This window comes from Bradyrhizobium sp. BRP22 (assembly GCF_020194175.1).
Taxonomy (GTDB): Bacteria; Pseudomonadota; Alphaproteobacteria; order Rhizobiales; family Xanthobacteraceae; genus Bradyrhizobium.
This window is the reverse complement of sequence record NZ_JADYVX010000020.1, coordinates 32,270-49,072: the sequence shown is the minus strand read 5'-3', so window position 1 is coordinate 49,072 and position 16,803 is coordinate 32,270. Positions and strand designations below refer to the sequence as shown.

At 61.9% G+C, this 16,803-nt stretch carries 15 protein-coding genes and 1 pseudogene; 5 read left to right on the top strand and 11 right to left on the bottom strand.

Annotation, left to right across the window (positions count from 1 at the left end; genetic code table 11):
• Positions 1-2: 2 nt before the first annotated feature.
• Together I6F35_RS23380 and I6F35_RS23375 are read left to right on the top strand one after the other, a co-directional pair.
• Positions 3-896 carry a hypothetical protein gene (locus tag I6F35_RS23380; RefSeq protein WP_225120011.1) on the top strand — a complete coding sequence of 298 codons (894 nt, stop codon included), beginning with the start codon at positions 3-5 and terminating at the stop codon, positions 894-896.
• Between the two features lie 33 nt (positions 897-929).
• Positions 930-1,496, top strand: a complete 567-nt coding sequence (locus tag I6F35_RS23375) for a GNAT family N-acetyltransferase (RefSeq protein ID WP_225120010.1) — start codon at positions 930-932, stop codon at positions 1,494-1,496.
• A 3-nt stretch (positions 1,497-1,499) separates the two neighbouring features.
• Here I6F35_RS23375 and I6F35_RS23370 read toward each other — a convergent pair whose 3' ends face one another.
• A complete protein-coding gene (locus I6F35_RS23370) occupies positions 1,500-2,870 on the bottom strand; it encodes an MmgE/PrpD family protein (RefSeq protein WP_225120009.1) in 1,371 nt (456 codons plus the stop codon).
• 129 nt (positions 2,871-2,999) lie between these two features.
• Between I6F35_RS23370 and I6F35_RS23365 the strand changes: the two genes are divergently transcribed.
• Together I6F35_RS23365 and I6F35_RS23360 are read left to right on the top strand one after the other, a co-directional pair.
• Positions 3,000-4,118 carry an FUSC family protein gene (locus I6F35_RS23365; protein WP_225120008.1) on the top strand — a complete coding sequence of 373 codons (1,119 nt, stop codon included), beginning with the start codon at positions 3,000-3,002 and terminating at the stop codon, positions 4,116-4,118.
• 278 nt (positions 4,119-4,396) lie between these two features.
• The gene (locus tag I6F35_RS23360; protein ID WP_225120007.1) at positions 4,397-5,791 is read left to right on the top strand and encodes an FAD/NAD(P)-binding protein; all 1,395 of its coding nucleotides are present in this window, start codon (positions 4,397-4,399) and stop codon (positions 5,789-5,791) included.
• Between the two features lie 385 nt (positions 5,792-6,176).
• Here the strand turns inward: I6F35_RS23360 and I6F35_RS23355 are convergent, their stop codons facing one another.
• The 6 genes and pseudogenes from I6F35_RS23355 to I6F35_RS23330 form a co-directional block, all read right to left on the bottom strand.
• The gene (locus I6F35_RS23355; RefSeq protein ID WP_225120084.1) at positions 6,177-6,575 is read right to left on the bottom strand and encodes an AraC family transcriptional regulator; all 399 of its coding nucleotides are present in this window, start codon (positions 6,573-6,575) and stop codon (positions 6,177-6,179) included.
• A 114-nt stretch (positions 6,576-6,689) separates the two neighbouring features.
• A pseudogene (locus I6F35_RS40560) lies at positions 6,690-6,905 on the bottom strand (AraC family ligand binding domain-containing protein); the annotation flags it as partial.
• Positions 6,906-7,119: 214 nt separating this feature from the next.
• A complete protein-coding gene (locus I6F35_RS23345; protein WP_225120006.1) occupies positions 7,120-7,578 on the bottom strand; it encodes a hypothetical protein in 459 nt (152 codons plus the stop codon).
• A gap of 73 nt (positions 7,579-7,651) precedes the next feature.
• The gene (locus I6F35_RS23340) at positions 7,652-8,335 is read right to left on the bottom strand and encodes a Fe2+-dependent dioxygenase (RefSeq protein WP_225120005.1); all 684 of its coding nucleotides are present in this window, start codon (positions 8,333-8,335) and stop codon (positions 7,652-7,654) included.
• A 6-nt stretch (positions 8,336-8,341) separates the two neighbouring features.
• Entirely contained in the window at positions 8,342-10,738 is a 2,397-nt protein-coding gene (locus I6F35_RS23335; protein ID WP_225120004.1) for a TonB-dependent siderophore receptor, read from the bottom strand.
• Positions 10,735-11,709 carry a tetratricopeptide repeat protein gene (locus I6F35_RS23330; RefSeq protein WP_225120003.1) on the bottom strand — a complete coding sequence of 325 codons (975 nt, stop codon included), beginning with the start codon at positions 11,707-11,709 and terminating at the stop codon, positions 10,735-10,737. Before I6F35_RS23330 ends, I6F35_RS23335 begins: the two co-directional genes overlap by 4 nt.
• 409 nt (positions 11,710-12,118) lie before the next feature.
• On the opposite strand from I6F35_RS23330, the gene I6F35_RS23325 reads away from it, so the two are divergent.
• Complete coding sequence (locus I6F35_RS23325; protein ID WP_225120002.1) at positions 12,119-12,544, top strand: hypothetical protein; 426 nt, start codon at positions 12,119-12,121, stop codon at positions 12,542-12,544.
• 159 nt (positions 12,545-12,703) lie between these two features.
• Here the strand turns inward: I6F35_RS23325 and I6F35_RS23320 are convergent, their stop codons facing one another.
• The 4 genes from I6F35_RS23320 to I6F35_RS23305 form a co-directional block, all read right to left on the bottom strand.
• Positions 12,704-14,203, bottom strand: coding sequence for an ATP-binding protein (locus I6F35_RS23320; RefSeq protein WP_225120001.1), 1,500 nt, complete (start codon positions 14,201-14,203; stop codon positions 12,704-12,706).
• 143 nt (positions 14,204-14,346) lie between these two features.
• On the bottom strand, positions 14,347-14,820 hold the full coding sequence (locus tag I6F35_RS23315; RefSeq protein ID WP_225120000.1) for a DUF2867 domain-containing protein: 474 nt from the start codon (positions 14,818-14,820) through the stop codon (positions 14,347-14,349).
• Positions 14,820-16,235, bottom strand: coding sequence for an MATE family efflux transporter (locus tag I6F35_RS23310; protein WP_225119999.1), 1,416 nt, complete (start codon positions 16,233-16,235; stop codon positions 14,820-14,822). The genes I6F35_RS23315 and I6F35_RS23310 overlap by 1 nt, the downstream gene beginning before the upstream one ends.
• A gap of 171 nt (positions 16,236-16,406) precedes the next feature.
• On the bottom strand, positions 16,407-16,757 hold the full coding sequence (locus I6F35_RS23305) for a hypothetical protein (RefSeq protein WP_225119998.1): 351 nt from the start codon (positions 16,755-16,757) through the stop codon (positions 16,407-16,409).
• Positions 16,758-16,803 lie beyond the last annotated feature (46 nt).

The following is a 16,803-nucleotide window of genomic DNA, read 5'->3' as shown; positions in this document are numbered from 1 at the left end:
GCATGGACAAGCAGCCGACACCGACCGCCTGGTTGATCAAGAGCGCCGCCGCGGCAGCGCTGCTGCTGCTCGCCTGCGGCATCGCGACCGCGCGCTTCGGACACACGTTGCAATTGCCGGTGACGACAACACGCGATGGCGCGCTCGTCACCATGAACCGCTACGTCGACAATCCCGTTCCCGACATCGTGCTCGTGGGCAGTTCGATGACGGTCCGGCTTGGCGAGCAATATTTCAAGACACCGCGCGTGCGGAATCTGGCACTCGCCGGCGGCTCGCCCATCACGGCGCTCGACATCATCGCCAACCAGCGGCAGCTCCCCAGGCTGATCGTCGTCGAGACCAACATATTGTCTCGCGCGCCGGATGCGGAGCTGGTGAAACGCTTCTCCACGAGGGAAGGCCACGAGACGCTGTTCTTGCGTCCGATCCGGACCGCCATTGCGGCATACGAGAACCGGGTGCATGCCCCGGTCACTCACGCGGAGATCGAGGCCAGGCTGAAAAACCTGCTCGAGCAGCCGCCGAGCAATTTCGACAACCGCGTCTATCTGCAGCGCGCGATCGGGGAGATGGAGTCCGAGGACCCAGGCGTCGCCGCCAAGGCAAACGTCGAGACGCTCGGCCATCTGATCGACGCGCTGGAACAGCGCGGCACACGCGTGCTGCTGATGGAAATGCCCTATGCGCCGCCGATCGAAGCGTCACGCTATGTCAGGATCACGCGCGAGATCGTTCATCGCGCGTTTCCGGACCGGAGCCGCTGGCTGCCGATCGACGTCGACCGCAGCGAGCTGCGATGGGACGATGGCGTGCATCTGGACACCCGGTCGGCAGTATTGGTGAGCCGCTACCTGGACGAGCGCTTTTCCTCTAGATTGAGGGATATCCGATAATCGTCTCATTCCGGTCAATAGGGATGCAAAGCAATGGTCGCTTGGCTCGAGTCCGGTGCAGCGCAGGCGCAGCTTCGCGGTCCCACGATCGAGACGGCGCGGTTGATCCTGCGGCCGTGGAAGGCTTCCGACGTCGCGCCGAATACCGCCATGCTGGCCGATCCCGACACGGCGCGCTTCATCACGCCCGACCACAAGGCGGTGACCAATGAAACGAATGGCTGGCGCAATGCCGCCGTCATCGCCGGCCACTGGGCGCTGCATGGTTTCGGCATGTTTGCGGTCGAGGAAAGATCATCCGGCCGCTACGTGGGCCGTGTGGGTCCGTGGTACCCGGCGGGATGGCCGGGGTTCGAGATCGGCTGGGGCATCACCAAGGAATGTCGCGGCAAGGGCTATGCGGTCGAGGCGGCGCGCGCGGCCATCGACTGGACGTTCGCCAACCTTGCGGTCGACCGCATCATTCATTGCATCGATCCAGTCAACGCTGCCTCGCAGAGCGTGGCGCGCCGGCTTGGCGCGAAACGCGAGGGTCAGGTCGAGTTGAACGGCGATACCGCCGATATCTGGGTGACCGATCGCGAGCGATGGACGGCTTGAAAGCTACTGCCGGCCCAGTTGCGTTGCCTTTTCCACCCGGTCGAAACGTTCCAGCGACAGGATTGCATCGGCGAACTGATCGGCCCGGCCGTTCAGCACCGGGCGGGCGAGCGTCAGGAATTTCTGCTGCATCGCCAGCGGATCGGGGAACGAGGTCGGCTCGCCGGAGGGATCGGCATTGAGCCGCTCATGCACGCCGTCATCGGTGGTGATGCTGACGCGCGCGCCGAACGGATGGGTGCGGCCGATCTCCAGCCGGTCGTCCTGCACCACGTCGAACTTGTCGGCGAGCGCATCGATCGCGGCATCGCCGAGCCGGCCGTAATCGTCCCAGCCGAAGCGGCCCTGGTCGAGGGCAACAGCGCCGGTGAAGAACATCGAGAACTGGCCGCCGACGATCGAGGTCGGATGCCGCTTGGTGGCGGCGTCGCCGGTCAGCGTGATGCCGTTGCGGTGCAGGCCGATCTCGACCCGCTTCACCTGGTCGGGCGTCAGATTGTGCTCGCGCCGCATCGCGATCAGCGCGTCGATCGCGGCATGGGTGTAGCGGCAGCTTGGATAGGGTTTGACGCCGATCTTCATGGTCTCAAAGATGCTGCCGAGCCCGGCAATCGCCTTGTCTGGATGCGCATCGTCGCTGTAGCCGACCAGGAGGCCGTGCTTGCCTTCCACCGATTCGACCGAGCCGACGAAATCGTTGCGCGCCAGCGTTGCGGCGATGACGCCGTTCATCGCGGCGGCGCCGACCTGGTAGCGCTTGTTCCAGGCGCCATTGATGAGGAACTGCAGGGAGCCTGCGGCCTGGCTGCCGGAAACGCCGAAAGCGGCGACGATCCGCTCCTGCGACAACCCGAACAGCTTTGCAGCCGCCGCCGCTGCGCCATAGGTGCCGGCGGTGGCGGTCGGGTGGAAGCCGCGCGCATAATGCGAGGTCGGATCGAGCGCATTGCCGAGCCGGCAGCAGATCTCATAGCCGGCGACGATCGCCGTCAGCACGTCGCGGCCGGACGCGCCGACCATCTCGCCGACCGCAAACGCGGCCGGCACCACCGGCGCGCTCGGATGCAGCGAGGAATCCGCATGCGTGTCGTCGAAATCGAGCGAATGGCCGAGCGCGCCGTTGAGCAGCGCCGCGACCGCCGGCGTCCAGGTCTTGCCGTCGCCGAACACGGTGGCTTCGCCCTTGCCGTCCAGCGCCAGCGCTTCCAGCATCTTCAAGAGCGAAGGCGTGGATTCGGCTTCGCGCCGCGCCCGGATCGTGCTGCCGAGGAAGTCCAGCGTCAGCACCTTGGCGCGCTGCAATACTTCCGGTGGAATATCTGCGAATTTCAGGTTAGCGACATAGGCGGCGAGCGTTGCAGTTTCGTTGGCCATCGTGTTTCCTCGTTTTACCTCACAGGGTAGGCGGGCCGGTTTCACGTTTCAAGCCGCCTTCACGCCGCGGGCATCAGCCATGCCGAACGTCAGCTGTGGGATCATCGTGAGCACCAGAGAATCTGTCGCATGACGACCGTCGCGAAACGCGTGTTCGGCTGGATTCGCGCCCGCAAGGGACAATTGGCGCTGGCGGTCAGGGTTACGGTAGCGGCCGCCATCGCCTATGCGGTGGCCGTCGCGCTGAACCTCCTGCTGCCGCTCTGGGCCGTGCTGACCTCGCTGATCGTGACCCAGATGAGCGTCGGCCGGTCGCTGAAGGCGACCCGCGACTACATGCTCGGGACCATCGGCGGCGCGATCTATGGCGGCGCCATCGCGCTGCTGATTCCGTATTCCGGAGAGAGCGGCCTGCTGGCCCTGCTGGTGCTGGCGGTGGCGCCATTGGCCTTCATTGCGGCCATCAATCCCAGCCTCAGTGCAGCCACGGTGACGGCCGTGATCGTGCTGCTGGTGCCGACCATGCATCATGCCGATCCGCTGGTGTCCGCGATCGACCGCGTCAGCGAGGTCGCGGTCGGTGCGGTGACCGGGCTTCTGGTGTCGTTCCTGGTGCTGCCGTCGCGCGCGGTGAGCCAGATCCGCGTCAACGCGGCGCGGGTGCTGGAGCTGATCGCGGCCGCCTTCACCGAGCTGCTCGCCGGCCTGACCCGCGGCCGCGACAATGACGCCCTGCACCGGATCCAGGACGGCATCGGCGCCGCGCTGGTCGGCCTGGACGCGACCGGTGCGGAGGCCGAGCGCGAGCGCTCGGCGCACCTGTCATCCGGTCCCGACACCGGCCCGCTGCTGCGGACGATTCTGCGACTGCGCCACGACGTCGTGATGATCGGCCGCGCCACCGTGGTGCCGCTGCCCGCGAACCTGCAGGCCCGGCTCGTCGCGCCCTTGTCTGACGTGAGCAAGGCGATCACGCTCTATCTGCGCTCGGCGGCCGGAGCGTTGCGGATGGGCGCGGGCGCGCCGCCGATCGCGCCTGTTCATGCCGCCCTGCAGCGCTACGCAAACGAAGTCGCCGCCGTGCGCAGCGAGGGCCTGGTCCGCGGCCTGCCCGGCGACATGGCCGAGCGCTTCTTCGCGCTCGGCTTCTCGCTGGAGCAGATGCGGCAGAACCTGCTCGATCTCGATCGCGTCGTCGGGGAGTGGGCGGAGACGTCGGGCGCGGCGAGGGAGCCGGCCGAAGACTAGGGCGAGTACCCATAAAGGCGTCGACGCAGCTTCTGACGGCCAAGCTGAAATCTTGCGACCAGTCGGAGCATCAGCGCCCGGAACCGACATCCCGGCCCAAGGTGCACGCGATTTTCCGCGCACGCCCATTTCCAATCTCAGACGACTGCGACATAATTTCCGCTGCGGTTGGCAGCACAAGTGAAGACGACGCTCGTGGCCTTGCCTGGCTTCGTATTGCAGAGACGAGCAGCCAGATAGCGGCAATAACTGGGGGGATAGATGCCGGGAGAATAGCAATGTTGACGACCGATTATTTGATCATCGGCAGCGGTACCGCTGGGATGAGCTTCGCAGATCAATTGTTAACCGATACCAATGCAACCATCAGCATTGTCGACCGGCATCACATGCCGGGCGGCCACTGGAACGACGCCTATTCCTTTGTCCGGCTACATCAGCCGTCTGCGTTCTATGGCGTGGGATCGCGTCAACTCGGCAGCAACCGCATCGACGTATCCGGCCTCAATCGGGGTTACTATGAACTGGCCTCTGGCCCGGAGATCGTCAGCTATTTCGACAGGCTGATGCACGAGCGTTTTCTGCCTTCGGGTCGCGTCCAGTATTTTCCGATGTGTGACCATCTGGGAGACGGACGATTCGTTTCTCTCGTCTCGGGCACGATCCAGCAGGTCGCGTTTAGCAAGCGACTCGTGCACGCTACGTTCTTGAACACCCAGGTGCCCTCGACGCACACCCCGTCCTTTCGAGTCGCCGAAGGCGTCAAACTCGTAACGCCCAACCTGCTGCCGATTTCCGCGCCCGGGCACCAACGCTACGTTATCTTGGGCGGCGGCAAAACAGCGATGGATGTCGGAACCTGGCTGCTGCAGATGGGCGTTCGGCCGGAAAATATCCGATGGATCGTACCACGAGATTCCTGGGTGCAAAATCGCGACGCGACTCAGCCCGGCGACGCCTTTTTCGAGCGCACTGTCGGCGGAATGGCCGACAGGTTGGAGGCGGCGGCCGAAGCCACTTCGGTCGCGGATCTCTTCGAGCGGCTGGAACGTAGAGGTCAGATGTTGCGCATCGATCGGACTGTGCGGCCGACCGGGTTTCGCGGCGCCACGCTCTCGATCCTCGAAGTGGAAGCGCTTAGCACTATCAAGGACGTAGTCCGCAAAGGACGTGTTAGGCGGATCGAGCGCGATGCGATTGTCCTTGATAAAGGCACAGTCGATGCTGCGCCGGACGTCCTCTATGTGGATTGTACCGCTAAGGCATTCGGCAGATGCCCTCCAGTTCCGGTCTTCAATGGCGATCAGATCACGCTCCAGATGTTGCGTGTCGGGCGTTACAGCTTCAGCGCGGCCTTCATCGCACATGCCGAAGCGGTCTATGACGATGACGCGATCAAGAACGATCTTTGTGCGCCGATTTCGACGCCAGACGTCGCTGCGGATTGGCTTAGAAATATGCTTTCGGATTTGCGAAATGCAAAGCGATGGGCGGCCGAAAAAACGCTGCGTACATGGATCGCCGAGCACAGGCTATCAGGCGCCGGATTCCCAGATAACGGCGCGGCATCGAGTCCCGAAGGAATACGCGTTCTTGAGCGTCTGCGCGAAGCGCGTCCGCGGGCTGCAGCAAGCTTGGCACGGCTTGTCGCCGAACTCGATCGGCCCGTATAGGTTCGAAAAGGCCGATGCCGCATTTGTCTGCTTCTGTGGAGGCTTTCGGACGCCGGCCGCCGAATACGCCGCTCCGTCCCTCATGCGGCCGGCATCCGAAACCCTTCACATTTGGAGATGTCCTTGCGTCCAAGTCGAGCGATGAGAGGACCGATTTTGACCCTGAGCAGACATGCTCACCTGGCCGCAGGTTTAGAGCTAACAGCCCGGAGACCAACGGACGGAAATTGGCTCACGAGGGGTTCCCTCGCAGCGAACGCCGTAATCCTACGCTGCCGCCTTCAATGGTGTAAAAGCCGCTTTCGTCCAAGCCAGGATGGCGTCTCAGAAAACGTTCGACAATGACTGCCCCGAACGGGCCTAGGGCTTTTTGGACTTACACAGTTCAGCTGCTGATAAGAATTGTGCGATGTTCGGTCAGGTAGCGAACCGGAGGTTTGCCCAAGGTCTTCCTGAACATATTGACGAAACTGCTGGCGTTTTCGTATCCGAGCTCTAGGGCGACGGTCTTTACACTTTCACCACTCGCTATTCTTTGCACTGCGAGGATTACGTGAAGCTGGTGTCGCCAGCGTCCGAAACTCATCCCGATTTCTTGGAGAAGCAGGCGGCTTAAGGTGCGCTCGCTCATGCCAAGCGCACTTGCCCAATTCGCGAACGAGGTCTTCGCGCTCGGATCGGCTATCAGCATCTCCGCGAGACGCCGAAGTCGCGGCTTTCCTGGCATCGGCAGGTTCAGGCTGCTAATCGGTGCATCGGACAGCTCGTCCATCAAGGTCGTCACCAGCCGCTCCTCGCGACCTCCGAGCGGGTAGCATTCCGGAAGTTGAGCCAGCTTCAGGATCAACTCCCGGACCAGGGGTGATATCGAGATGGTGCAACACGCCTTCGGGAAGCTCTTGGCGGAGGTCGGTTCGATATAAAGACAGTGGCATTCTACGAGGCCAGCGCCGCGAGCCGAATGCGCCAGTTGAGCTGGGATCCATAACGCGCATCCGGGCGGTACAAGCCAAACTGTATTGGCCGTCTCGCAGCAGAGAATACCCCGTAGCGAGTACAGCAGCTGAGCCTTGCGATGCCGATGCCGACCATAGGTCCACTCATTCGATAGCATTCCGCTTCGCAGCGCAATTGTGCGGGGTACGCTATCGATGTCGGTCCCAACGGAAGGGGAGAGCATCTCGCCGCCTTTCAGACGTCTTGTGTCGGCGACCGGCCACCAAGTCATTCAAAATCGACCATCGCAAATCGACGAGAGAGCGGCCAGCCAGAACTGCGCCATTTTTGAACTAATCTAAACCAGCAGTGGCGGCTCGCTTCAGGGCCATCTAGGATGCCGACTCCTTTACAAGGTGGGTAGGCGCAGCTGGAAGTCGCAGTAATCGCCAAGATGCGCGAACGGCAAAAATCCCGGGCAGAGCTAGGGCAAGGACAGCTGTCGCTGCGATATGAAGGCCGTCGCGCACCCCGTCAAAGAGACCGCCTGCGACGCTGGTGACGACCAGAAAGCTGCCCAGGAGGGGCGAGGCCAGATTCGCAGCTCGCCCCGAAGTGATGAGGGGAAATAGAGGGGGCACGATCCATAGCGAGCATGCGACACCGAAGTACCAAAGGGCCATCGCATCGAATACCGTCGGCGCAGTACCGGAGCTATCCATTTGGTGGTTCACAAATGTGAGGATTTGGATGGCTGCGTAGATCGTGTTTCCGAGTCCACAGAGCGTCCACAGCAACGCCGCCTTTTGACGTGCAAGTTGAGCGCCGAGTTCAGCTGTCATATCAGTCATTGCGATAACCCAGTTGGAAGTGGACAGTTTTGGACTTTCGAACCAAGTTCGTGTGAGAGCGCCAGAGTCGCTCTCACAAATCCGCCCATCGCCTCAGAAGATTGTGATAGACGCCTGTAAGCATAAGGATGCCTTGTGCATCGCCGGCGACGGATCTGCGCAGTTCAATAATGCCCCGGTCGAGATCATAGAGCGTTGTACGAAGCCCCTCGTCCTTGATCATCGATTGAGTCCAGAAGAACGATGACCAGCGCGCGCCTCGGGTGATTTCGCTCACACGATGCAGGCTCCCCGCTGGATACAGGACCATGCTGCCGGCGGCCAACTTTATTGCGTGAACGCCGTAACTGTCTTCGATGATCAGTTCGCCACCGTCATAATCATCAGGTGAGGTGAGGAAGAGGGTTGAAGACAGGTCGGCGCGCATGCGAGTGCCGAGTCCAGGTACGGATCGCACTGCGCCGTCGACATGGGCATCGAAGAACATCCCGGTCTCGTATCGATTGAAGAGTGGCGGAAGAACCCGCAAGGGCAGCGCGGCACTGTTGAACAGTGCATTCCGGCCGAGAGCTCGCAGGATGATGTCGCCGGCCTGGCGCGCCTGAGGCGAGTCCTCTGGGAGCTGAACATTGCGTTTGGCGAGCGACGCCAGCTCGCCCGCAGTTGCCCGTCCGTCGATCCAGTCAGCGGCTTCGATGATACTGCGTACGGACTTGACTTCGTCGGCGGATAGCAGGTCTGGGATTTCGATGAGCATTTGTTTTCAGAACCTGACCGCTGCGGTGAGGGTGAAACTGCGGCCAGCAACGGGAGTCGCGTAGCCGTTTCCGAAAGCAGAGCTGTAGGTCAGCTTGTTCGTGAGATTCGTGACCTTGAGCGCAAGATGGTACCACTCGTTGGGATCGTAGGAGACCATCGTATCAATCGTGGTCGCTGCCGGGATCACCAACGAATTGAGGTTGTTGAGGTAATAGTCCGAACGATAATTGAGTCCGCCGCCGACGAGCAGGTGACCCGGCACGTTTGGCAGCAGGGGAGCGATGTCATAGGTGGTCCAGATCGCCAGGCCATGTTCAGACACATACGGAACCCGGTTGCCTGCGGCCGAGACTGGAGTGAATGCGTTGATTGTCGAGGCGATGATCTTGCTGTCCATATACGAATAGGAGGCCTGAACGTCCCAGTTTTCCGTGAGCTTGCCAGTCAATCCGAGCTCGACTCCCTGGACTCGCACCTTGTCGTCGGTCGTCGTCTGTATCCCCGATGCCTGGTCGGTATAGGACGCGTTGTTCTTATCGACGCGGAACAACGCTGCGGTCACGCCGAGCCGATCTTCGAGCAGGCCCCATTTTGCGCCGACCTCGTAGGTCGTATCCGCTTCCGGCTCAAGGTTTGCAGCGCTTAGTGGCGCCTGAGACAGACCTAGGGACGTGCTCAGCGACGTGATGTTGTTGCCCGGCGGAGTGAACGAACGTGCATAGCTGAAATAGTAAGTTTGATGCGCCGTCGGCTCGAAGATCAGGGATGCTTTTGGGCTGGCGAACTCCGCCGTGGTCGCGAGGGGTGACCCGCTAACCCGGCCGTCGACCCGGTAGTGGTCCCATCGGACACCCGCCAGGATCGACAGCATGGGCGTCAACCACATGCGGTCGCTGATGAAGGGACCAACATCCCAGCTCGTGGCCGACAATTGATTGCCGGACGTCGCTGTCACGGCAAAGCCGGGTGAGTTCGCAAAAATAGGATCGAGAAGAGTCCCTACCGGCTCCGGACCTGAAGGAAGGTAGAAGCCGGTCGCCGCATGTTGAGAATAGGCGTCAATGCCAACAATGAGCTTGTGCCGGAACGGTCCGGTGTCGAAACGCATCGTGGCGGTCGTTATGTTTTCGGCGCCGTGACTGACCTGCTTCGTCCCGCCGACGGACCAGATTGTGTAGGGCGTCGCCAGATTGCCGGCCAGAACGTCGGTTGCGCAACTGCTTGGAAACGGGAAGCCGGGAGAGGCGCACAGCGCGGGCGTAAACTTCAGATCACGTGTGTAGTAACCGACACGCGTGTCGTTCGTTAATGTGAGCCAATCGCCGAATTCGCCCTTGTAGAGAGCGGTTGCAACGTCGGCCGTCGCGTGGTCGCGATCACTTTCCCGGCCGAAATAGTTTAAGCGGGGAACTCCGTACTCCGTCACGGGCTTCCCGACGACGCCCGGTGCGCTGACGATCGGAACGCCGAAATCGGGGCGTTGAACGCTGTCCTGATGCAGATAGTTGAAGATCAGGGATTGCTCGGTGCCGAGGCCAAGTCCAAGCGAGCCGAGGACACCGCCGCGGTTGGAATAGACGTGGTCGCGATCGACAACATCCTGCCCGTTCCCCATGGCGATGAACCTCAGCGCCGTCGTGTCGTTGATCTGCTTGTTGATGTCCAGGATGCCGCGTCCGTAGGGACCCGTCCCAGCCGAGGCTTCGAACGATGATTGGTCGCCGAGATGGGCCTTCTTGCTCTCAATCTCAATGACGCCGCCCGTCGTGCCATTGCCGAAGCTCTGTGACGAGGGTCCCTTCAGCACCAATACGTTTTCGGTTGCAAAACTATCGCGCACATAGGAACCAAAATCGCGTAAGCCGTCGACATACACATCGCCAGAAGCGTCAAAACCCCGGATGCGGAACTGATCTCCGTTGATGCCACCGCCGCCTTCTCCGGTGGAGACGGTAATGCCCGGCACATATTGGAGCACCTGATTGATGGTGGCTGCTTGCTGCTGCTCGATCACAACGCGCGGTATGACAGTGACGGTTTGCGGCGTGCTTTGTAGAGAATCAGAAAGACGGCTGAGGCCAGTGGTCCGCTGCAGCGAATTCCCGGGCGAAATAGCCGAGGACGCAGCCTGCGGACGCGGTTCGGCCGGTTTGCTCGGATGGTTGGTCGAGACAGGTCTCGAGGCCGGCTTCGAGCCGGCGTTCGACGCTCGTCGCCGCTTGGTAACAGGAGCGTCCACCTCGACCGGTGGAAGCGCTGTAGCCTTGTCCGCAGGCGCCGACGTTGGTTGATTGTTCTGGCCTTCCGCGTTGGCGGCGGTAACGAACAGAAAGCCGTTTGCAAGGCTCGCTGCTGCCCCAAGTCCGGAAAGTGCTGGTCGCAAGGTTTCGATGATGGTCACAGAGCCCCCTTCGAGCAGGATGATGTTAAGTTGGATAATCTTGCGATGCGGCGTGACATCGCTGCGATACGGCCGCCGAGATAGCCAACAAGGCCTCGGCCGATCGACGCCTGAGGACAACTCCGCGAATCCGGACGTCCATCGGTTGTCGGTAGCTCAGACAGCCTCCTGGCGTCTTCAAGGTCAGAGGGTGTAGCTGCAGCGTCGTTGAGTGCGGAGGCATACGCCTGCACATCGGCGGCACTGCCGGAAGCTGCTATGCGCCTAAGTGCCTCGAGGCCATGCCGGCGTAGCGCAAGTTCGCCGCGCGCCAGCAACAGCGGCGCAATGCGCCGGCGAAAGCCGTCATCGCTACCGGAGACCGCCCGTTCCAGCCAAACATCAGCACCGGCGAGGTCTCCGCCAGCATGCAGGATCGTGGCCAGATTGTACTGGGCCCAGTGATCGCCAAGCGCCGCTGCGCGGCTATACCAATACAGGGCGCCTCTCGGATTGGCCGGTACGGCCCAGCCTTCTTCAAGGAATCGAGCGAGAGAATTCATTGCCTTCAGGTTTGCCTTGGAGGTGCCACCTTCCGCTGCTGCCCGAAAGAGCTCGAAGCTCCGCGGCCGATCCGCCGGATTTCCGCCGCGCATCAGCATCTGCGCCAGATTGACTTGGCCCCAGACGTGGCCGGCTGCTGCGGCCAGCTCGAAAAATTTCGTCGCGAGCTTCGGATCTGGCTCGACACCCCAGCCTTGTTCGTAGCACCGGCCAACCATGTTTTGTCCGTCCAGGTCCCCGGATTGGGCGGCACGTTCGAACCAGACGAAGGCAGCCGCCGGATCACGCGCTACCCGCGTCCCATCGAGCAGCAACTGGCCCCACACGATCTGCGCGGGAATGATATCGGCCTCGGCTGCTGCCTTGATCCACTGCGTCGCATCGTGGGGATTGCTGACGAGCAAGTCACGCAGGTGCGCCTTGGTCAAACGCTGCGCGCGAATTTGTAGGAGTGGTTGGGGCAGAGCCGTTGAGGCGAAGGGATTTGGAGGCCTCTTGGACAGGCGCTCGGTAACAGCTCTGGGCTGTGGGTGGATTGGCATCGTGCTTCGCTTCGCGCAGGCCGTGGTTTAACGGAATGGCTACAGCAGCCCGGTGCGGCGCTGCATGGTGCAATCCGGCCAGACCATTGCTCAATTCGGCCAGCGGCCAAGAATTCGTCCAAAATGCCGCCAAGGCGCTGGCAACGCAGCATCTGGTTGCCGGTCGCAGTGATTGTCTGTTTTGGGTAATGCTTTGGCGCCTTGGATGAATGAGTTGAGGCATCATCCAAACTATCGTCACTAGTCATGCGCACGCGAATTGAACCACGCTGCGCAAACCTGACCGATAGGGGTGATGATGCTGTTGAATACCGCGACTTTTCCGATTGTAAGGCTATCTTACGATCAGGGCCTGGCAGGAACGGCCGACGAGGCCTTCGCTGCCTTCGAAGCCCTCCTCGATCGTGGCACGCCGTTCGTTATCATAGGACAGGGGGCAAACGCCGACATCGACGAACACGAGCACGATCCGGGTGAGCAGAGAAGGCTTGCGCTCTGGTCAAAGAAGCACAAACCGCGATTGCGCGAATTTGTGAAGGCCCTGATCTATGTTGAGCCTTCACGGGCGAAGCGGCTCGGCATGAGAGCCTTCCAGATCGTGTCAGAGAAGTTTTGGGGATACCCGATGCTGGTCGCCGCTTCAGAGGCGGAGGCGCTTGAGATGGCGAATGGGCTGCTGAAGTCCCCATCCCCAAGCAGGCAAATAGGGGAGGCAGGCTGAAGATCTGTTCAGACGAGATCTCGTCAGCGAAAGAGTATGCGCTCTCAACTGTCTTTCCTCCAGCGGTTGTTGTGACCCAAAGCTGCCTAACCAACGAGTTGGCTGTCCGAGCTAGTTTGGACAGCCAATCTTTGGCGGATAGTCATCACCGCACAGGGATCAGGTAGCGCTCACGACAGCTGGTTGCTTGGCGATGTCTGGGCCGGCGGGAAGGCTGAACTCAAAAATCGCGCCGCGAGGCACATTGGCCTTCGCCGACAATCGGCCCCCATGCGCTTCGATGATCGAGCGACAAATCGACAGCCCCAATCCAAGACCGCCAGGCTTGGTCGTGTAGAAGGCGTCGAAAAGGTGATCGAGAGTCTCCAGTGTCAGTCCTGGTCCCGAATCTCGCACCGCGACGAGAATCACGTCGGATTCCGTTTTCCGGGTACTGATAAGCAACTCTCTCGCGCCCTCGCCAGTAGTGTTCATAGCTTCGACTGCATTCATCACGAGATTCAGCATCACTTGTTGGAGTTGCACCCGATCGCCTACCAACGGTTGTGCGCCTTCTTCCATATCCGTGTGCACCGAAATGCCGTTCTTCATCGTTTCGCCGCGGGCGAGCTCAATGACCTCGCGGATTGCATCGTTGATGTTCAGGATTTCCTTCCTCGGTTGCGCTTTTTTGATCATGTCCCGGATTCGTTCGACGACATCGCCGGCCCGCATGCCGTCGCTAACGATATAACCGAATGTCTGTCGGGCTTTTTCCAGATTTGGCGGCTGAGCGCCCAGCCAGCTCAGTCCGGCCTGCGCGTTGGTCACCATCGCAGCGACCGGCTGCTTCACTTCATGGGCGATCGAAGCTGCGAGTTGGCCCATGGTGGCGACGCGATTGGCGTGCGCAAGCGCCAGCGTGCGTTGCTTCTCGATTTCGAGCAGGCGCACGTTTTCGATCGCGATCGCCGCCTGATCGGCGAATGTCTCGAGCAGCGCGATCTGGTTGTCGGAGAATGGCCGGACCTCCCATCGCCGGAACAGAATTCCTCCAATGGGGGTTCGCTCGCGCAGCAACGGTGTCCCGAGCGTGGTGCGATGGCCCTGGCGTTTTGCGTCACTGCTGCCCGACGGGTACTCGCTATCTTCTGCGGCGAGATCGTGGACGTGAACCGACCGCCGATCACATACAGCTCGTCCTATCACCCTGTCGCGATTTAAGGGGAATCCCTCACGGGCTTGAATATGCACCGGAAGCTCCCCGTATGAAGCCACCAAGCGAAGTAGGTTGTTCTCCAGGCGGTAGATCTCCGCATTGTTCGAGTCGCAGAGGCGTGCGGCATGTTCGGCCACCGTTTCCAGCACCGACTGAAGCGGCGAATCCGAGATGATGCGCAGCATCTCGGAGGTGGCAGTTTGCTGCTTCGTAGCCTCGATCAAGCGCTCTCGCGCGTTAGCGATCTCCCGTTTGCATGCTTTAAGCTGCCGTTCGAGATCGGCGCGGCTTTTGATAGCTCGACCAACGCGCGCCTTCGCGCCGGTCGAATGAAGCTTGCGATCTCGCGTTCGGCTCTTCGCCCGGTTGCGAGCCAAGGTCACCTCCATTGCCAGACCGTCCAATGCTGGTCGCAGGGCCCGCGGTGAGAATATCAGATAGCGCAGAGCGCGCATCAGCATATATGACTGCCCTCGAGGTCTGCTCATGGCCAACTCCGAACCTCCAGTGAGGTTCGCTATCAGCGGTACAGCGGACTTCTGCGCGCTCTGATCACCGGCCCGGGGTCATAAGTACTCGCCCCGGTGCGCGATGCGGTTTGAACCTAAAGCACGACCTGCCGCAGCATTGCGGCGACGACCAGGCGGTGAAAGGGCAGGATGATCGCGAGATAGGTCCGGCCGAGCCAGTTGTGCGTTCTTACCAGCGTGGTGGTGGTGACCTCCTGGCCGCCGGCATGCGCGATGACATCGACCACGACGCGGAAATCAAGATGGCTGTCGTCGAATCCCGCTACCAGCCGCTCCGGTGTCTCGCTGAGAACCGGAAAGATTCCGACCATGCCATGGGGTGCCTTGTCGCCTTCGCCCGATGTCTTCAGGCCAAGCGGTGCAACGATCAAATTGCGCAATCGCAACAGCGCTTCGATCCAGGGCTGGCGTCGCGCAAACATCTTTTCAGCGGCCTTGCGCGCATCGAGCGTGGTGCCGTCGACGGCGATACGAAAGGCGTCGATGAACTCTGCGCCGGCGAGCAGCGGGCCAGGATCGATATCGGGCGTGACTTCGCGCGCTTTCATCACACCGCCAATCTGTCGGTCAGCAGGCGGAAGCGCAGGATCAGCAGAACGGCATAGGCCGCGGTTCCGGCCGACAGTCCGATCCAGATGCCGACGGCGCCGAGCGTGGTCATGAATCCGAGCAGGCATGCGGAGGTGAACCCGATCAGCCAGTAGCTGATCGTGGCGAACAGCAGCGGCAGGCGGGTGTCGTTCATGCCGCGCAGCGCGCCGGCCGCGACCGTCTGCACGCCGTCGGCGATGAAGAAGGTCGAGCCGACCAGGAGCAGCGAGGCCGTCAATTGCGCAGTCGCTTCGGCGGCTTCGCCGAGGAAGATTTCGGCGATCGCGTATCGTCCGAGAATGACGCAGAGCGTCATGGCCGACATGAAGGCGATGCCGAGCCCGGTTGCAACGAGCCCCGCGCGTTTGACCGCGGACGCATCGGCGCGCCCGACCGCGTGGCCGACCCGCACGGTCGCCGCCATGCCGATGCCGAACGGCACCATGAACAGGATGGCCGCGATCTGCAGCGCGATCTGATGCGCGGCCAGCGCGGCCGTCGAGATCAGACCCATCAACAGCCCGGCGGCGCCGAACAGGCCGTATTCCAGCAGGAAGGACATCGAGATCGGCGCCCCGACAATGACGAGTTGCCGCATCAGCGGCCAGTCGACGCGCCAGACGCGGCCGAGCACCTGATATTTCCGGAACGGCGGGCGGCGGTAGGCGAACCACAGGCCGGCGAGGAAGGTGCCGAGGTTGACGATCGAGGTGGCAACGCCGGCCCCAAACAGCCCGAGCGACGGCAATTCCCAGGCACCATATGAAGCGCCATAGAGCAGGAGATAAACCAGCAGCGCATTGGCCGGTATCGCCGCGAGCGTGATCCACAGCACCGGCTCGGGCCGGTTGACCGCGCTCATGAAGCCGCGGATCGCAATGAACCACAGCGCCGGCAGCATGCCCCAGGCGAGGCCGAAGAGATATTGCTGCGCAAGCTGCGCGGCGGTGGCGGACTGGCCGAGTGCGAGCAGGATCTGCTCGCCGCAGAACGGCAACACCATCAGCGGCAAGGTGATCAACAGTGCAGCCCATAGCCCGACGCGAAGCGAACGCCGGACCATGCGCGGATCGCGCGCGCCGAAGGCTTGTGCCGCCAGCGGAGCGACGGCGGACATCAGCCCCATGCCGAAGGTGAAGCTGACGAAGTAGACCGTTCCCGCCAATGCCGCGGCGGCGACCGCCTCGTCGCCGAGCCGGCCGATGAAGGCGAGGTCGGTCGTCATCATCGCGATCTGGCCGAGCTGCGTCAGCGCCAGTGGCAGCGCGAGACGCAGGGTCTCGGCGAGCTCGTCGAGCAAATGGTGGCGAGGCGCACGCACAGCGACACGCTGCGCCACCGAAGCGCGTTCGATGTTCTCGGTTGAGGTCATGGAACCAGAATAGCACGGCAGCGAGCCGAAAAGGTGGCAGAAAGGCCGCTATTCGGTCGCGGCGCCGTAGCCCGGGGTGAAGCGCCAGCGTGCCGGGGCCGGTCGCAATTGCTGATGCAGCTATCCGGGTTGCGCTTCGCTCCACCCGGGCTACGGGCTCGCCCATATGCCCTAATTGCCTGGCCGCAGCGGCAGGCCCTTGGCGTCGGTGGGAACCGCGCCGGTTTCGAAATTGCCGACAGATTGCCTCATGGCGCTGATTTCACGCTCCTGAGACTCGATGAAGCCATCGGAGATGCGCCCGACCTTGGGATCGCGGACATGTGCCCGCTCGCTGGTCAGAAGCACCACCGAATGGTGCGGGATCACGACCGGGATGCCGGCGACGTCGCCCGGGCTCTGGTTGCCATGCGCGAGCCAGAGCGAAATCGTTAGTGCCAGGACTGCTGCTGCGGCAAGGGTGAGATTGGCGGCGTCGCTGCCGCCGGTGATCTGAAGAAATCTTGGCAGACGAACGCGCATGGCCACACCTGCCTGTGGGAGAGTGGCGGTGCAACGGATAGGTCGC